Genomic DNA, 15,471 nt, shown 5'->3' with positions numbered 1-15,471 from the left:
GGGCCCGGGGCCGGTCAGATCAGTGACTCCAGGGGCACCGAGGGGTCGCCCAGGGCGTCGGGGTCGACCGGCCGGCCGGCCTTGATCAGCTCCTGCACGGTCTCCGTGACGTCCCACACGTTCACGTTCATCCCGGCGAGCACCTTGCGGTCCTTCAGCCAGAACGCGATGAACTCGCGCTTGCCCGCGTCGCCGCGGATCACGACCTGGTCGTAGCTGCCGGGCGGGGCCCAGCCGGAGTACTCCAGGCCCAGGTCGTACTGGTCGGAGAAGAAGTACGGCACCCGGTCGTAGACGACCTCCTGGCCGAGCATGGCGCGGGCGGCGGCCGGGCCGCTGTTGAGCGCGTTGGCCCAGTGCTCCACGCGCAGCCGGGTGCCGAGCAGCGGATGGGAGACCGCGGCGACGTCACCGGCGGCGTAGATGTGCGGGTCGCTGGTGCGCAGCGAGGCGTCCACGGCGATGCCGCCGCCCTCGGCGCGCGGGGCGATGTCCAGTCCCGCGGCCTCGGCGAGGGCGGCGCGCGGGGCGGCCCCGATCGCGGCGAGGACGTCGTGGGCGGGGTGCTCCTCGCCGTCGTCGGTGCGCACGGCGAGGACCATGCCGTCCTGGCCGACGATCTCGGTGAGCCGGCCGCCGAAGTGGAAGCGGACGCCGTGGTCGCTGTGCAGCTCGGTGAAGATCTGGCCGAGCTCGGGGCCGATGACCCGCAGCAGCGGGGTCGCCTCCGGCTCGACGACGGTGACCTCCGCGCCGTAGCCCCGGGCGGCGGCCGCGACCTCCAGGCCGATCCAGCCCGCCCCGGCGATCACCAGGTGGCCGTTGTCCCGGCCGAGCGCGGCCAGGACGTTGCGCAGCCGGTCGGCGTGGGCGAGGCGGCGCAGATGGTGGACGCCGGCCAGGTCGGTGCCGGGGATGTCGAGGCGGCGCGGTTCGGCGCCGGTGGCCAGCAGCAGCTTGTCGTAGTGGATGACGGTGCCGTCGCCGAGCTCGACGGAGCGGGCCTCGCGGTTCAGCGTGGTGACGGGCTGGCCGAGGTGGAGCTCGATGTCGGCGCCCGCGTACCAGGCCGTCTCGTGGACGAAGACGCTGTCGCGGTCCTCCTTCCCTGCCAGGTACCCCTTGGACAGCGGCGGGCGTTCGTACGGATGGTCGCGCTCATCGCCGATCAGGATGACCCGGCCGCTGAAACCCTCCGCCCGGAGCGTCTCCGCTGCCTTCGCTCCGGCCAGCCCTCCGCCGACAATGACGAACGTCCGATGTGCGTCGACCACTTGATGCCTCCTCGGTGCTTGCTGCGCGGCGCCAACTGCGAGCGTCCCGCACGCAGCGTGATGGCGAAAGGGGGTGTGACCCGATCAGGTCACACCCAGTGGTCATGGGTCTGCCCGGTCAGCCGCGGGACGCGGTGAGCGAGTGGTGGAGCGTGCGCGCGGACGCGTCGGTCAGCGCGGCGATCTGGTCGACGAGGACCCGCTTGCGGGCCCGGTCGTCGGGGGCCGCCTCGTAGAGCGCGCGCAGCTGCGGTTCCAGCCCCTCCGGTGCGCGGGCGGTGAGCGCGGCGGCCAGCTCGGCGATGACGATGCGCTGGTCGGCGCGGATCACCTCCTGCTCGGCGCGCTGCATCACATAGCGGTCGGCGATGGCCTTGAGCACCGCGCACTCGTCGCGCGCCTCGCGGGGGACGACGAGCTCGGCCCCGTATCTGCCGAGGCGGCCGGTGCCGTACGCCTGCCGGGTGGCGCTCTCGGCGGCCAGACAGAAACGGCCGATGAGCTGGCTGGTGGCGTCCTTCAGCCGGGCCTGGGCGATCGCCGATCCGTCGTAGCCGTGCGGCCACCACTCCTGGCCGATGAGGCGGTCCAGCGCGTCGGACAGCTGCTGCGGGTCGGTGTCCGCGGGGACGTACCGGCCGATGGCGACGTCCCAGATCGCCCGGCGCTCCGGCTCGGCGTCCAGGCAGTTGGGGTCGATGTGCCCGGCGTGCAGCCCGTCCTCGAAGTCGTGGACCGAGTAGGCCACGTCGTCGGACCAGTCCATGACCTGGGCCTCGAAGCACTTGCGGTCCTGCGGGGCGCCCTTGCGGAACCAGTCGAAGACCGGCAGGTCGTCCTCGTACACCCCGAATTTGGGCGAGCCGGGGTCGGTGGGGTGGGCGCCCCGGGGCCAGGGGTACTTGGTGGCGGCGTCGAGCGCGGCGCGGGTGAGGTTGAGGCCCACGCTGACCAGTTCCCCGGTGCGGGTGTCGGGGACGAAGCGCTTGGGTTCGAGCCGGGTCAGCAGCCGCAGCGACTGGGCGTTGCCCTCGAATCCGCCGCAGTCGGACGCGAAGTCGTTGAGCGCCTGCTCGCCGTTGTGTCCGAAGGGCGGGTGGCCCATGTCGTGGGAGAGGCAGGCGGCCTCGACCAGGTCGGGGTCGCAGCCGAGCGCGGCGCCGAGTTCGCGGCCGACCTGGGCGCATTCCAGGGAGTGCGTGAGCCGGGTGCGGGGGCTGGCGTCCCAGGCGTAGCTGCGGGTGCCGGGGGTGACGACCTGGGTCTTCCCGGCGAGCCTGCGCAGCGCGGCGGAGTGCAGCACGCGGGCGCGGTCGCGCTGGAAGGCGGTGCGGCCGGGCCGTTTGTCCGGCTCGGTGTCCCAGCGCTCGGCGTCGGCCGCCCCGTAGGGCCCTGTCCCGGTGCCCGGGGTGCCGTGGGTGGGGAGTGTGCCGTGCGCAGCGTCCGTGCCGTCCGTGCCGTTCATGGGACCGACATTAATCGGCCGGACCGACAAGCGGGCTCAGGCAGAGACCGGGAAAGGTGTGTTCATCAGAGTTTCGTACGTGGATGCGCCGGCGGCCCGCGCCTGGTCGTAGCGGTGCAGCAGCAGGCGGGCCATGGCGGGATGCGCGCCGAGCGGTGCCGAGGCGATCCAGGGCGCGGCGTCGGCGGCGGCCGAGGCGAAGCGGCCGGGGGCGGCGAAGTACGAGGCGACGGCGACCCGGCGGCGGCCCCGGGCGGCCAGCGCGCGCAGGGCGGCCGGGATCGTGGGCGTCGCGGCGGAGGCGTACGCGGGCACGACGGGCACCCCGCCCAGCCGTTCGCCGAGGAGCCGCGCGGTGCGGCGGGTGTCGGCGGCGGACTCGGGGTCCCGGGATCCGGCGGCGGCCAGGACGACGGCGCTGTTGCGGTTGCCGTCGTCCGAGGGGCGCCAGCCCGCTTCGGTGAGCCTGCCGTGCAGCGCCTCGACCAGCAGCGGGTGGGGTCCCAGGGGCCCGGCGGTCCGGGTGCGCAGGGCGGGGGCGCCGGCGACGGCCTCGGGGATGTCCTGTTTGACGTGGTAGCCGCGGCTCAGCAGCAGCGGTACGAGGACCGCCTCGCCGCTGCCGAGGTCGTCCAGGGTCTTCGGCAGGAGGGGTGCGTCGATCTCGATGTGGCCGAGGCGGACGTCGAGGGCCGGCCGCAGCTCCCGCACCCGGTCCAGGAGTTCCGTCACCGTGTGCAGCGCCCGCGGGTCGCGGCTGCCGTGGGCGACCGCGACGAGGGCGGGGGCGGCGGGGACCAGGGGGTGCACGTTGTGGTGCGGGGGCTGTTGCCGGGTGCGGTGCATGGGCCGTCGGGTTCCGTTCAGGGAGACGAGGCTGAGCTGGGTGCCGAGCTGTGCGGTGATGCGGGTCAGCAGTTGCGCCGTGCTGTCGAGGGGCAGGGACTCCTGGGAACGTTCCGGTGCCGGCTCCGTCATGGACCGATGGTGCCGGGCACAGGTTGCCGCGTCGTTGCGTACCGGTCACGGGTCTTTTCCGCCGCCTCACCGCGCGCCCGGCCCCGCTGTCAGGCCCCGGCGACGGCCTGGGGCCCCACCCGTGCCGCGTACAGCCGCTCGATGACGGCGGCGACCCCGTCCTCCTCGTTGGTCAGGGTGTGCGCGGGCACGGCGGCCAGGACGGCGGGGTGGGCGTTGGCCATGGCGTAGCCGGTGCCCGCCCACTCCAGGACGCTGAGGTCGTTGGGCATGTCGCCGAAGGCGATGACCTCGGCGGCCTCGATGCCCCGGGCCGCGCACAGCCGGGACAGGGTGCCGGCCTTGGTGACGCCGGGGGCGCTGATCTCCAGCAGTCCGCGCCCGCCCGAGTGGGTGAGCTGCACCGCGTCGCCGGCGCCCTGCCGGGCGGCGGCCAGCAGGGTGTCCGCGTCGAGCCGGTCCGACCAGGCGAGCAGCTTGGTGACGGGGGCCTGGGTGAGCCACAGCTCGGCGAGGGAGGGCACGGGCAGTTCGGCGCCGGCGTCCTCGGACAGGCGCAGCCGGTAGGCCGGTTCGTAGAACACCTGGTTGCCGGTCTCCAGCGCGAAGCCGACCTCGGGCACCGCGGCGGCGAGCGCCGTGGCGACCTGCCGGGCGAGGGCCAGGGACAGGACGCGGGAGGAGACGACGCTGCGGGTCGCGATGTCGTAGACGAGTGCGCCGTTGCTGCACACCGCGGTGCCGGTGAGGCCGGTGGCCCCGGCGAGCCGGTCGACGAAGCGGGGCGGGCGGGCGGTGACGATGACGATCTCGGCGCCGGCGTCCTCGGCGGTGCGCAGGGCGCGCACAGTGCGGGCGGAGGGGGCGCCGTCGTCGCGGAGCAGGGTGCCGTCCAGGTCGGACGCGATCAGCCGGGGAAGCAACATCGGCCGATGCTACGTGGGACGCATCTCACAGAACCCCGCGGGCCGTCCGCTCGTCCAGTCAGAGGGGGCAGCGCGACAGACAGCGGCGGAACGGGAACAGGGGGGCTTCATGCGGTGGGGTGCACGGGGAGCGGGACAGCGGCTGAGGCGGGCGGCCGGGCGGGTGCGGCGGGGCGCCGGGCGGGTGCGGCCCCGGCTGCCGAGGACCCGGCGGGGGCGGCGCCTGGCCGTCCAGGGGCTGATGGCCGCCTGTGTGCTGGGCCTGGCGCCCGCCACCTGGATGCACACGGTGGCCGAGTCCCGGATCAGGACCTCGGCCGATGTGCCGGCGCAGCAGGTCGCGGTGGTGTTCGGCGCGGGGCTGTGGGACGGCAAGCCGTCCCCGTATCTCGCCAACCGGCTGCGCACGGCCGCCGGGCTCTACCGGGACAAGAAGGTGGAGGTCGTCCTGGTGACCGGTGACAACAGCCGGGTGGAGTACGACGAGCCGGACGCGATGCGGACGTTCCTGGTGGCGCACGGGGTGCCGGACAGCCGGATCGTCAGCGACTTCGCGGGCTTCGACACCTGGGACTCCTGTGTGCGGGCCCGGAAGATCTTCGGGGTCGAGCGCGCGGTGCTGGTGAGCCAGGGCTTCCACATCCGGCGGGCGATCGCGCTGTGCCGGGCGGCGGGGATCGACGCGTACGGCGTCGGGGTCGAGGCCCGGCACGACGCGACCTGGTACTACGGCGGGACGCGGGAGGTGTTCGCGGCGGGCAAGGCGGCGCTGGACGTCCTGTTCAAGCCGGATCCGCACTTCCTCGGGCCGAGGGAGAAGGGGGTGGCGGAGGCGCTGGCGGCGAAGGACCGCTGACGGCCGGACCGCCTCCCCCGTCAGCCGGTCGCCTCCCCCGTCAGAGGGAGGTGACCGGCGCCGTCTGGGCCGAGACCCAGCCGAGGTAGCGGGCGCTGCCCCGGAGCACCGGCAGGGCGATGATCTCGGGGGTCTCGTAGTCGTGCGCCTCCTCGATGTACGCCTGCAGCTCGTCGTACCGCTCGGCGGTCGTCTTGAGCAGCAGCTGCCACTCCTCGGTGGTCTCGACCGCGTTCTGCCAGCGGTAGACCGAGGTGACGGGCGCGGAGATCTGCACGCAGGCGGCGAGCCGTGCCTCCACCGCGCCCCGCGCCAGGATCCGGGCCTTCTCCTCGCTGTCCGTCGTGGTCAGTACGGCCAGCCATGCCGGTGTCGTCACTTCGGTCTCCTCGCAGCGGTCGGCGGTCCCCCTCCCCCGATTGTCCGGCAGCGGGCCGCCGCCGCCAGGTCAGCCGCCGTACGGATGGGCCGCCTTCGCGTCCCGCAGCGCCCGGCCCCACCAGAACAGCTGGTCGAGCAGTGTCTTCGCGGCGGCGTCGGGGCCGGCCGGGTCCCGGTGCCTGCCCTCGTCGTCGAACAGGGCGCCGGCGTGGTGGAAGGAGACGGTGTCGCGGATCGAGACGGCGTGCAGTTCGGCGAAGACCTGGCGCAGGTGCTCGACCGCCCGCAGCCCGCCGGAGACCCCGCCGTAGGAGACGAAGGCGACCGGCTTGGCCTGCCATTCGGCGCGGTGCAGGTCGATGAGGTTCTTGAGCGGGGCCGGGTAGGAGTGGTTGTACTCGGGGGTGATGACGACGAACGCGTCGGCGGCGGCCAGCCGGGCCGAGACCTCGGCCAGCACCTCCCGGGTCCGGGGGTCCGGGCTGTAGGAGAGGGCCGTGGGGAGGTCGAGCGCGGCGACGTCGATGAGGTCGGTCTCCAGGGCGGAGCGGCCGGCGGCCCGTGCCAGGAACCAGTCGGCGATGACGGGCGCGAACCGTCCCTCGCGGTTGCTGGCGAGGATGACCGCCACCTTCAGGGGAGCGGCGGGCGCGGGCGTGGTGGCTGCGGAGTTCTCCGCTGTGGTGAGGTCCATGGGCAAGAGGCTCGTACATCAACCATGGTTGAGGTCAAGCGCGGTCTCCGGCGGGCCGTCCGCCGGGCGTGTCGGCATACGGTGGACGCCATGACGACTCCAGCGGCCACCCCCTTCCCCTACGCCGAGTTCGACGGTCATCCGGCCACCGAGGACGACCTGCGCACGGCCGTCTTCTTCAACTACGGCCACTTCACCGCCCTCCAGGTCAGGGACGGGCGGGTGCGCGGCCTGGGGCTGCATCTGGCCCGGCTGGACGCGGCGAACCGGGAGCTGTTCGAACTCCCCCTGGACGGCGGCCGGGTGCGCGGACTGATCCGGCACGCGCTGGAGAGCGCGGGGACGGCGGACGCCTCGGTGCGGGTGCAGGCGTACCTGCCGCCGGAGGCCGGCCGGACGAGCGTCATGGTGACGGTGCGCGGCCCGGTCCGGATGACACCGGAGCCCAGGAGCCTGATGTCCGTCCCGTTCGCACGCACCGCGCCGCATCTCAAGCGGCCGGGCGAGTTCGGCCAGACCTACTACGCGCATCTGGCCCGCCGTTCGGGCTTCGACGACGCGCTGCTGGCCCTGCCCGACGGCTCGGTGACCGAGGGGGCGATCACCAACATCGGATTCTGGGACGGCACTTCGGTCATCTGGCCGCAGGCCCCGGCACTGTCCGGCACCACCATGGCGCTGCTGGAGCAGGAGTTGCCGGGCGCGGGCGTCCCGACGCTGCGCAGGCCGGTGACGCTGGACGGCCTCGGCGCCTTCCGCTCGGCGTTCGTCACCAATTCGCAGGGCATGGCGCCGGTCGCCCGGATCGACACCACCGCCTTCACGGTCGACGGGGAGCTGATGCGGCGCCTGGAGGCGGCGTACGAGGCCGCGCCGCAGGACGCCGTCTGACGCACCCCGCCCGAGGAGGCACGATGGGCGGCATGGAGATCCCCACCGAAGACCCGCGCCCGCCCGTGCGGGTCCACCCCGTGCAGATCCATATCGAGGGCTCGGACCTGCCCGGCCGCGTCTGCGGGCCGGGCGGCGACTTCCCCGGCTACGAGAACATCCATGTGGGCGTGCAGCGCCGGGACCGGCCCGGCGAGCTGCTCGGACTGCTCCCCGGCGACGCGCCCGCCGCCCGCTGGACCCTCGAGTGCACCGCCGAGGCCGGCGCGGAGGGTGTCGAGATCCGCGGGCCGTATGTGCAGAACCGGCTCGGCGGGCGCTTCGTCTACCTGTCCTGGGGCACGGTCGACGCCACCGGGCTCTTCTCGATGTTCCGGCGGGCGAAGCTGATGTTCGCCGACATCGACGCGGATGTCCTCGAAGCGGCCGTACGCTCCGGGCACCTCACCGCACGGCTGCCGCTCTCCGACGCCGAGGGGCGCCCGCGCTGCGCCCGGATCAGGCCGCCCGCCATCGCGTGGTCCGCGACCGCGCCGCAGTGAGCGGGGCCGGCCGGTAACGCAGTCCGACCCTTCCGGGCCCAGGGGGGGGTGGGTCCGGAAGGGTCGGCGGCCGGGGGCGGCTGCGCACACCGTCCCGTGGGGGGTGTCATGCGTGTGCCCGGCGACGACCGGTGCATGCATGTGATGTGCATCACATTACCCATGGGGGCCGTCACCCGATCGGCACCGGGCCGCGAAGAAGGGTCCCCACTTCCCGCCATCACCGCCGTGACCTGCGGACATACGGGGTGGCAAGGAGGCGGAGCCGGTCCGTACGGGTGAAAGCTGACTCGGTGTCAGCAGGCATCGGGGCCCGGCGGGCGGTTGGCTCGGAGCACGGACCACCCGCCAGCGCCCCTTGCTCGGAGGAACTCCCCATGCGCAGTCCCGCCCGTCTCGTGACCGGCACCGCTGCCACGGCACTCGCCGCGGCCGCGCTCGGCCTCGGTGCCGCCGCCCCGTCCGCGTACGGGGACGAACTGGGGCCACTGGAGATCACTCCCGCGAGCGCCGCCCCGGGCACCACCGTCACGGTGAACACCAATGTCTGCGGGGGCGACACCGGCGCCACGGGTGACACCGGCGCGCTGGACGCGCCGAAGTTCGCGCTCGCCCCGGCCACCCTCAAGGAGGTCCTGGCCGGTTCGTTCCGGGTGCCGGGCAATGTCGAACCCGGGCCGTACAGCATCGATGTGGCCTGTGAGAACGGCAAGGAGGCCACCGGCGAGATCGAGGTGAAGGCCGCGGGCACGGCGGGCAAGGACGCCGCCGACAGCGCGCCGGACCCCGCGTCCGCCTCCGCCTCCGGCGAGGCCGAGGAGTCCCCCGCAGGTGCCGGTCTGCCCTCGGACCTCTACGACACCGAGGAGTACGACCCCACCGGGCTCGACGAGGCCGAGGCCTCCGGTTCCGCCCTCGTGCCGGACGCTCCCGCCGACCCGGGCCGGGGCACCCCCAGCGAGCGGCCGGTCCCCTCGGAGCGGCCGAGCTCTCCCGGACGCGACAGCGCGTCCGGAGACCGCGAGACCCCCTCCGGCCACCGCACCACGGCCGCACCCACCGCCCCCACGGGGCATGTGAAGACCGGTATCGGCGGCAGCGTCGGACCGGACACCACCCAGATCGCGGCGGGAGCCGGCGTTCTCGCCGCTACCGCCGTCGGCGGAGCCTGGCTCCTGCGTCGCCGGGCGAGCGGCACGCGGGACGGCAGCTGACGGAGACTTCCACCTCTCCGTACCGCCCGGTGTCCGTCCCGGTGGCCCCGCGCCACCGGGACGGGACCGTTTCCCCCGTCCCTCCCTCGTCCACCCGGAGGACGACCGTGTCCCAGAAGGCCAAGGGCTGGCTGCTCGTCGTCGCGGCGCTGGCCGGTGTCTGGCTGATCCGGAACGGCGCGGACACCCGGCTCACCCCGCCCGCCCCCGCCTCGGCCGAGGCCTTCGCCGCAGGCCCCGCGCTGCTGCCGGGCTCCCCCGTCGCCGAGCCGCTGCGGCCCTCGGCCCCCGTCCGCATCTCCATCCCCAGCATCCGGGTCGACGCCCCGATGATGCGGCTCGGGCTCGGCGCGGACGGCAGCCTCGACGTGCCGCCGGCCGGGAACACCGACATCGTCGGCTGGTACAAGGACGGCACCCCGCCCGGCGCCAAGGGCACGGCGATCGTCGCGGGCCATGTCGACAACGCCCAGGGCCCGTCCGTCTTCTACGACCTGGGCGCGCTGAAGAAGGGCAGCTCGGTCGAGGTGCTCCGGCAGGACGGCCGGACCGCCGTCTTCTCGGTCGACGCGATCGAGGTGTACGAGAGCGACGACTTCCCCGACCAGCGGGTGTACGGCGCGTCGGAGCAAGCCTCGCTGCGGCTGATCACCTGCGGCGGTGGGTTCTCCGCGGCGACGGGCTACCGGGGCAACGTGGTGGCGTACGCCCATCTCACCGGGGTGCGCTGAGGGCTGCGGTCAGGCGTGCCACTGGTCGAAGGCGAGCTTGGCGACCAGCGAGAAGACGACCACCAGCAGCACCCCGCGCACGAACTCGCTGCCCTTGCGCAGCGCCATCCGCGCCCCGAGCAGACCGCCCGCCAGGTTGAACACCGCCATCAGCGCGGCCAGCTGCCACAGCACATTGCCCTGGTAGGCGAACATCGCGAGGGCCCCGGCGTTGGTGCAGACGTTGACGATCTTGGCGGTGGCGGAGGCCGTCACCAGGTCGAGGTGGAGCACGGCGGTCAGCGCCAGGACCAGGAAGGTGCCGGTACCGGGCCCGAACAGCCCGTCGTACAGGCCGATCCCGCCGCCCACCAGGACGATCGCGGTGACGGTGCGGGCCCGGGTGACCTGCGGCGCGACGCCGTCCCCGGCCGCCCGGCCGAACTGCGGCCGCAGCATCACGAACGCCGCCACCCCCAGCAGCACCACCATGATCACCGGGCGCAGCACCTCGCTGCTGATCCCGGCGGCGAAGAAGGCGCCGGTCATCGATCCGGCCAGGGCCGCGAGGCCGATCCGTACGGCCGTGCCGACCCGCACCGGCGCTCTGCGGGCGTAGGTGACGGCGGCGCCCGAGGTGCCGACGATGGCGACCGCCTTGTTGGTGCCGAGGATCTGCGCGGCCGGCAGGTGCGGCAGGCCCAGCAGCAGCGCGGGCAGCAGGAGCAGTCCGCCGCCCCCGACCACGGCGTCGATCCAGCCGGCCGCCGCGGCGGCGAGGCACAGCACAACGAGCGTGGTCAGGGTGATGTCGGGCATGACCGCGACCCTAAGGAGAACATGTGTGCGCCGTCCAACCGTCTCGGATCCCGGCGCGCACCCCGGGCCTCACAGACCCGCCCGGTGGGCGCTGAGCGCAAGGTTCCTCCCGGGAAACAGCGGGGATCCGGCCGGGTAACACCCGCCGGACACGCTTCCCGTCATGAGCACACAGGCCCCGGGCCTGCCGCCCCTGCCCCACTGCTCACCGACTCCACTGCTCACCGACGACGGAGGCCTCTGAGATGCCGGTGTCCCCTTCCCCGACTTCCCCGACCGCGCCTCCCTCCGTGCCGACCCTCGTGGTCGTCGGGCACGGGATGGTCGGCCAGCGGTTCCTGGAGGCCCTCGCCGACCGCGGGCTGACGCCCGCCGCCGGCGCAGCGCGGGTCGTCGTCCTGTGCGAGGAGCCGCGCGCCGCCTACGACCGGGTCCAGCTCACCTCGTACTTCTCGGGCCGCACACCACAGGACCTCTCCCTGGTCGAGCCGGGCTTCATGGAGCGGCACGGCTTCGAGCTGCGCCTCGGTGACGCGGCGCGGTCCCTGGACCGCGCGGCCCGCACGGTCACCGCGCGCTCCGGCGAGGTCTTCGGGTACGACACGCTGGTGCTGGCCACCGGCTCCGCCCCGTTCGTCCCGCCCGTCCCCGGTAAGGACAGCGAGGGCTGCTTCGTCTACCGCACCATCGATGACCTGCGCGCGATCGAGGCCTACGCGAAGAAGGCGACGACCGGCGCGGTCGTCGGCGGCGGGCTGCTCGGCCTGGAGGCGGCGGACGCCCTGAAGGGGCTCGGCCTCGACACCCACGTGGTGGAGTTCGCGCCCCGGCTGATGCCGGTGCAGGTCGACGAGGGCGGAGGCGCCGCGCTGCTGCGCACCGTCGAGGAGATGGGCCTGACCGTCCACACGGGGGTCGGCACCCAGGAGGTCACCGCGGACGAGGACGGGGCGGTGAACGGGATGTCGCTCTCCGACGGCTCGTCGCTCGCCGCGGACCTGGTGGTCTTCTCGGCCGGGGTACGGCCGCGCGACCAGCTGGCCCGGGACGCCGGACTGGCGGTCGGGCCGCGCGGCGGCGTCGTCGTCGACGAGGAGTGCCGGACCTCCGACCCTGCGGTCTTCGCCATCGGGGAGTGCGCGCTCGCCTCGGACGGGCGGGTATACGGACTGGTGGCGCCGGGCTACGAGATGGCGCAGACGGCCGCCGAGGTGATCGCGGGCGGACGGGCGGAGTTCACCGGCGCCGACCTCTCGACGAAGCTGAAGCTGCTCGGGGTGGACGTGGCCTCGTTCGGCGACGCGCACGGGAGCACCGAGGGCTGCCTCGACGTCACGTACGCGGACTCCCGCTCCGGGGTCTACAAGAAGCTCGTGATCGCGCGGGACGGCACCCTGCTCGGCGGGGTGCTGGTGGGCGACGCGGACCAGTACGGCACGCTGCGTCCGATGACCGGCACGGTCCTGCCGGTCGCCCCCGAGCAGCTGGTGCTGCCGGCGGGCGCGGGCGGCCCGGTCGCGCTGGGCCCCTCCGCCCTGCCCGACGAGGCGGTGATCTGCTCCTGCCACAACGTCACCAAGGGCGCGGTCCGCGCGCACACCACCCTGCCCGAGGTGAAGAAGTGCACCAAGGCGGGCACCGGATGCGGCAGTTGCGTCAAGGTGATCGGCCGGCTCCTCCCGCAGAGCCAGGACGCGGGCCTGTGCGGCTGCTTCCCGTACACCCGCAGCGAGCTGTACGAGATCGTCCGCACCCTGGGGATCACCTCCTACGCGGAGCTGCTCGACTCGCACGGCCGTGAGGCGGCGCGCGGTGGTGACGGCTGCGAGGTGTGCAAGCCGACGGTCGGCTCGGTCATCGCCTCGCTGGCGCCGACCGTCGGCGCCGGCGGATACGTCCTGGACGGCGAGCAGGCGGCGCTCCAGGACACCAACGACCACTTCCTGGCCAACCTCCAGCGCAATGGCTCGTACTCGGTCGTGCCGCGCATCCCCGGCGGCGAGATCACCCCGGAGAAGCTGATCGTGATCGGCGAGGTGGCCCGGGACTTCGGGCTCTACACCAAGATCACCGGCGGTCAGCGGATCGACCTGTTCGGCGCCCGCGTCGACCAGCTGCCGCTGATCTGGACCCGGCTGGTCGACGCGGGCTTCGAGTCGGGGCACGCGTACGGGAAGTCGCTGCGGACGGTCAAGTCCTGCGTGGGGCAGACCTGGTGCCGCTACGGCGTGCAGGACTCCGTGAAGATGGCGATCGACCTGGAGCTGCGCTACCGGGGTCTGCGCTCCCCGCACAAGCTGAAGTCGGCGGTCTCGGGCTGTGCCCGGGAGTGCGCGGAGGCCCGGGGCAAGGACTTCGGGATCATCGCCACGGCCGGTGGCTGGAATCTGTACGTGGGCGGCAACGGCGGCGCCACCCCGCGCCACGCGGACCTGCTCGCCCAGGATCTGTCCGATGCCGAACTGGTCCGGCTGATCGACCGGTTCCTGATGTTCTACATCCGCACGGCGGACCGGCTGGAGCGCACCTCGGCCTGGCTGGAGCGCATCGACGGCGGCCTGGAGCACGTACGGGACGTGGTCGTGCACGACACGCTCGGGCTCTGCGACGAACTGGAGCGGCTGATGGCCGACCATGTGCGCGGCTACCGCGACGAGTGGGCCGAGACCATCAGCGACCCGGAGCGGCTGCGCCGGTTCGTCACCTTCGTCAACGCACCCGACGCACCCGATCCATCGGTGAAGTTCGTCCCGGAACGCGACCAGGTCAAGCCCGATCTGGACATCCTCGCCGGTCCGGTGCTCGCCGTCCGCACCCTCGAAGGGACCGCCTCCTGATGACCGCCCAGACGCCGGAGACCGCGCAGGACACCCGGGTCGTCCGGGTCGCCACCGGGACCGGCTGGCTCACCGTGTGCCACCGCGCGCTGCTGACACCGGGCCGCGGGGTCGCCGCCCTGCTCCCGGACGGCCACCAGGTCGCGCTGTTCATGGACCGCGCGGGCCGCGCGTACGCGATCGACAACCGCGACCCCTTCACCGGCGCGTACGTCCTCTCGCGCGGGCTGGTCGGCTCGGCGGACGGGGCGCCCTTCGTCGCCTCGCCGCTGCTGAAACAGCGCTTCGACCTGGCGACGGGCGCCTGTCTGGACGACGACGGGGTGCGCGTGGCGGTCTACGAAGTCCGCGCGGACTGACCGCCGTTCGGCACGGACGAGGGACCGCGGGAGCCCGAGGGGCGGGCACTTCCGGCCATCGGCGCGGTCGGTCGTACGCTTGATCCATGAACCGGGTCCGGTACGCGAGCGACATTCCCGACCAGAGCGGCCGCACGGCCGTGGTGACGGGAGCCAACAGCGGGATCGGGCTGATCACCGCCCGGGAGCTGGCACGACGCGGGGCCAGGGTGCTGCTCGCCTGCCGCGACGAGCAGCGCGGCAAGGAGGCCGCCGCCCGCATCCGGCGCGCGGTGCGGAGCGCGGACGTGGAGTTCGCGGCGCTGGATCTGGCCGATCTCGCCTCGGTACGGGAGTTCGCCGAGGCGTACCGCGCGGACACCCTCGATCTGCTGATCAACAACGCCGGTGTGATGGCCCTTCCCTACGGCAGGACCGCCGACGGCTTCGAGACCCAGTTCGGCGTCAACCACCTGGGGCACTTCGCCCTCACCGGGCTGCTGCTGCCGAAGCTGCTGCACACCCCGGGCGCCCGCGTGGTGAGCGTCTCCAGCGGGCTGCACGCGCTGTCCGACATCGACATCGGCGACCTCAACAGCGAGCGCGACTACCGCCGCTGGATCGCCTACGCCCGCTCCAAGACGGCCAATCTGCTCTTCGTCCACGAACTGGCCCGGCGGGCTGCGGCGGCCGGCAGCGGCCTGGTGGCCGCCGCCGCGCACCCCGGCTACGCCTCGACCAATCTGCAGACGGCGGGCGCCCGGATGGAGAACCGCAGGGCGGCGGAGCGGGTCATCGGGCTCGGCAACCGGATCATCGCCCAGCCCGCGTCCGCGGGCGCCCTGCCGACGCTGCACGCGGCGACCGCCCCCGGTGTCCGCCCCGACTCGTTCACCGGCCCCCGGCTGCTGGGCTGGCGCGGGGCCCCGGCCCCGTCCTGGCGGGCGCGGTGGACGCTCAGCGATGTGACGAGCGAGCGCCTGTGGGTGGCGTCGGAGCAGCTGACGGGGGTGCCGGTCTCCTTCGCGGGGGCCGGGGCCTGAGGACGCGGCTCAGCCCTGGTCCCCGACGGCGGACGGGTCCATCCAGACGACCTCCCAGATGTGGTGGTCGGGGTCCTGGAAGGACCGGCCGTACATGAAGCCGAGGTCCTGCGGCTCGTTGGCGGGCGATCCGCCGGAGGCGAGGGCCGTGTCCGCCAGCTCGTCCACCTTCTCGCGGCTGTCGGCGCTGAGCGCGAGGATCACTTCGGTGGTCGTCGAGGCGTCCGCGATCTCCTTCTTGGTGAAGTCCTTGAAGCGCGGCTCCTCCAGGAGCATGGCGAAGATCGTGTCGCTGATGACCAGACAGGCGGTGTGGTCGTCGCTGAACTGGGGGTTGAAGGAGTAGCCCAGCTTGCCGAAGAACCCCTTGGTCGTCTCCAGGTCCTTGACCGGCAGGTTCACGAAGATCATCTGAGGCATGACCGTCTCACTCTCTCGGTGTGCTTCCCGCGTGCGCTTCCCGAACGCGAGGTACGAGAGGTAGACGCCGGGGCCGCCGGGAA

16 protein-coding genes are annotated in these 15,471 nt (G+C 73.5%); 8 read left to right on the top strand and 8 right to left on the bottom strand.

The genetic code is table 11. The features are described from left to right. Positions 1–14 precede the first annotated feature (14 nt). From RLT58_RS24795 to RLT58_RS24780, 4 genes are all read right to left on the bottom strand, one after another. Positions 15–1,274, bottom strand: a complete 1,260-nt coding sequence (locus RLT58_RS24795) for an NAD(P)/FAD-dependent oxidoreductase (protein ID WP_311312563.1) — start codon at positions 1,272–1,274, stop codon at positions 15–17. A gap of 118 nt (positions 1,275–1,392) precedes the next feature. Then, the gene (locus tag RLT58_RS24790; protein ID WP_311312562.1) at positions 1,393–2,739 is read right to left on the bottom strand and encodes a deoxyguanosinetriphosphate triphosphohydrolase; all 1,347 of its coding nucleotides are present in this window, start codon (positions 2,737–2,739) and stop codon (positions 1,393–1,395) included. A gap of 36 nt (positions 2,740–2,775) precedes the next feature. Next, positions 2,776–3,717, bottom strand: a complete 942-nt coding sequence (locus tag RLT58_RS24785; protein WP_311312561.1) for a sirohydrochlorin chelatase — start codon at positions 3,715–3,717, stop codon at positions 2,776–2,778. Between the two features lie 89 nt (positions 3,718–3,806). After that, positions 3,807–4,628: a Cof-type HAD-IIB family hydrolase gene (locus RLT58_RS24780; RefSeq protein WP_311314637.1), complete on the bottom strand. Its 822-nt coding sequence runs from the start codon at positions 4,626–4,628 to the stop codon at positions 3,807–3,809. A 124-nt stretch (positions 4,629–4,752) separates the two neighbouring features. Between RLT58_RS24780 and RLT58_RS24775 the strand changes: the two genes are divergently transcribed. Beyond that, positions 4,753–5,499, top strand: a complete 747-nt coding sequence (locus RLT58_RS24775; protein ID WP_311312560.1) for a SanA/YdcF family protein — start codon at positions 4,753–4,755, stop codon at positions 5,497–5,499. Positions 5,500–5,539: 40 nt separating this feature from the next. Here the strand turns inward: RLT58_RS24775 and cutA are convergent, their stop codons facing one another. Together cutA and RLT58_RS24765 are read right to left on the bottom strand one after the other, a co-directional pair. Then, positions 5,540–5,878, bottom strand: a complete 339-nt coding sequence (gene cutA / locus RLT58_RS24770) for a divalent-cation tolerance protein CutA (RefSeq protein ID WP_311312559.1) — start codon at positions 5,876–5,878, stop codon at positions 5,540–5,542. 69 nt (positions 5,879–5,947) lie between these two features. Beyond that, a complete protein-coding gene (locus tag RLT58_RS24765) occupies positions 5,948–6,574 on the bottom strand; it encodes an NADPH-dependent FMN reductase (protein ID WP_311312558.1) in 627 nt (208 codons plus the stop codon). Between the two features lie 90 nt (positions 6,575–6,664). Between RLT58_RS24765 and RLT58_RS24760 the strand changes: the two genes are divergently transcribed. The 4 genes from RLT58_RS24760 (at position 6,665) to RLT58_RS24745 (ending at position 9,952) form a co-directional block, all read left to right on the top strand. After that, positions 6,665–7,465 carry an aminotransferase class IV family protein gene (locus RLT58_RS24760; protein WP_311312557.1) on the top strand — a complete coding sequence of 267 codons (801 nt, stop codon included), beginning with the start codon at positions 6,665–6,667 and terminating at the stop codon, positions 7,463–7,465. A gap of 32 nt (positions 7,466–7,497) precedes the next feature. Continuing rightward, complete coding sequence (locus RLT58_RS24755; RefSeq protein WP_311312556.1) at positions 7,498–8,007, top strand: DUF5990 family protein; 510 nt, start codon at positions 7,498–7,500, stop codon at positions 8,005–8,007. A gap of 377 nt (positions 8,008–8,384) precedes the next feature. Continuing rightward, positions 8,385–9,221 carry a GVDTG sorting domain-containing protein gene (locus RLT58_RS24750; protein ID WP_311314755.1) on the top strand — a complete coding sequence of 279 codons (837 nt, stop codon included), beginning with the start codon at positions 8,385–8,387 and terminating at the stop codon, positions 9,219–9,221. Positions 9,222–9,328: 107 nt separating this feature from the next. Beyond that, positions 9,329–9,952: a class F sortase gene (locus tag RLT58_RS24745; RefSeq protein ID WP_311312555.1), complete on the top strand. Its 624-nt coding sequence runs from the start codon at positions 9,329–9,331 to the stop codon at positions 9,950–9,952. Positions 9,953–9,961: 9 nt separating this feature from the next. Here RLT58_RS24745 and RLT58_RS24740 read toward each other — a convergent pair whose 3' ends face one another. Further along, positions 9,962–10,750: a sulfite exporter TauE/SafE family protein gene (locus tag RLT58_RS24740; protein ID WP_311312554.1), complete on the bottom strand. Its 789-nt coding sequence runs from the start codon at positions 10,748–10,750 to the stop codon at positions 9,962–9,964. A 245-nt stretch (positions 10,751–10,995) separates the two neighbouring features. On the opposite strand from RLT58_RS24740, the gene nirB reads away from it, so the two are divergent. The 3 genes from nirB (at position 10,996) to RLT58_RS24725 (ending at position 14,968) form a co-directional block, all read left to right on the top strand. Further along, a complete protein-coding gene (gene nirB, locus RLT58_RS24735) occupies positions 10,996–13,587 on the top strand; it encodes a nitrite reductase large subunit NirB (protein WP_311312553.1) in 2,592 nt (863 codons plus the stop codon). Further along, a complete protein-coding gene (gene nirD, locus RLT58_RS24730) occupies positions 13,587–13,946 on the top strand; it encodes a nitrite reductase small subunit NirD (RefSeq protein ID WP_311312552.1) in 360 nt (119 codons plus the stop codon). Before nirB ends, nirD begins: the two co-directional genes overlap by 1 nt. Before the next feature lie 86 nt (positions 13,947–14,032). After that, entirely contained in the window at positions 14,033–14,968 is a 936-nt protein-coding gene (locus tag RLT58_RS24725) for an oxidoreductase (RefSeq protein ID WP_311312551.1), read from the top strand. Positions 14,969–14,977: 9 nt separating this feature from the next. Here RLT58_RS24725 and RLT58_RS24720 read toward each other — a convergent pair whose 3' ends face one another. Beyond that, positions 14,978–15,388, bottom strand: coding sequence for a VOC family protein (locus tag RLT58_RS24720; RefSeq protein WP_311312550.1), 411 nt, complete (start codon positions 15,386–15,388; stop codon positions 14,978–14,980). Between the last annotated feature and the right edge of the window lie 83 nt (positions 15,389–15,471).

The organism is Streptomyces sp. ITFR-16, from assembly GCF_031844705.1.
Lineage (GTDB): Bacteria > Actinomycetota > Actinomycetes > Streptomycetales > Streptomycetaceae > Streptomyces.
The sequence above is the reverse complement of the archived record's forward strand: the minus strand, read 5'-3'. Positions and strand labels throughout refer to the sequence as shown.

Bases quoted from the DNA above. Each gene is read 5' to 3' on its own strand.
- RLT58_RS24790 (WP_311312562.1), bottom strand. From the start codon at position 2,739: ATGAACGGCACGGACGGCACGGACGCTGCGCACGGCACACTCCCCACC.
- RLT58_RS24785 (WP_311312561.1), bottom strand. From the start codon at position 3,717: ATGACGGAGCCGGCACCGGAACGTTCCCAGGAGTCCCTGCCCCTCGAC.
- RLT58_RS24775 (WP_311312560.1), top strand. From the start codon at position 4,753: ATGCGGTGGGGTGCACGGGGAGCGGGACAGCGGCTGAGGCGGGCGGCC.
- RLT58_RS24765 (WP_311312558.1), bottom strand. From the start codon at position 6,574: ATGGACCTCACCACAGCGGAGAACTCCGCAGCCACCACGCCCGCGCCC.
- RLT58_RS24760 (WP_311312557.1), top strand. From the start codon at position 6,665: ATGACGACTCCAGCGGCCACCCCCTTCCCCTACGCCGAGTTCGACGGT.
- RLT58_RS24755 (WP_311312556.1), top strand. From the start codon at position 7,498: ATGGAGATCCCCACCGAAGACCCGCGCCCGCCCGTGCGGGTCCACCCC.
- RLT58_RS24750 (WP_311314755.1), top strand. From the start codon at position 8,385: ATGCGCAGTCCCGCCCGTCTCGTGACCGGCACCGCTGCCACGGCACTC.
- RLT58_RS24740 (WP_311312554.1), bottom strand. From the start codon at position 10,750: ATGCCCGACATCACCCTGACCACGCTCGTTGTGCTGTGCCTCGCCGCC.
- nirB (WP_311312553.1), top strand. From the start codon at position 10,996: ATGCCGGTGTCCCCTTCCCCGACTTCCCCGACCGCGCCTCCCTCCGTG.
- nirD (WP_311312552.1), top strand. From the start codon at position 13,587: ATGACCGCCCAGACGCCGGAGACCGCGCAGGACACCCGGGTCGTCCGG.
- RLT58_RS24725 (WP_311312551.1), top strand. From the start codon at position 14,033: ATGAACCGGGTCCGGTACGCGAGCGACATTCCCGACCAGAGCGGCCGC.
- RLT58_RS24720 (WP_311312550.1), bottom strand. From the start codon at position 15,388: ATGCCTCAGATGATCTTCGTGAACCTGCCGGTCAAGGACCTGGAGACG.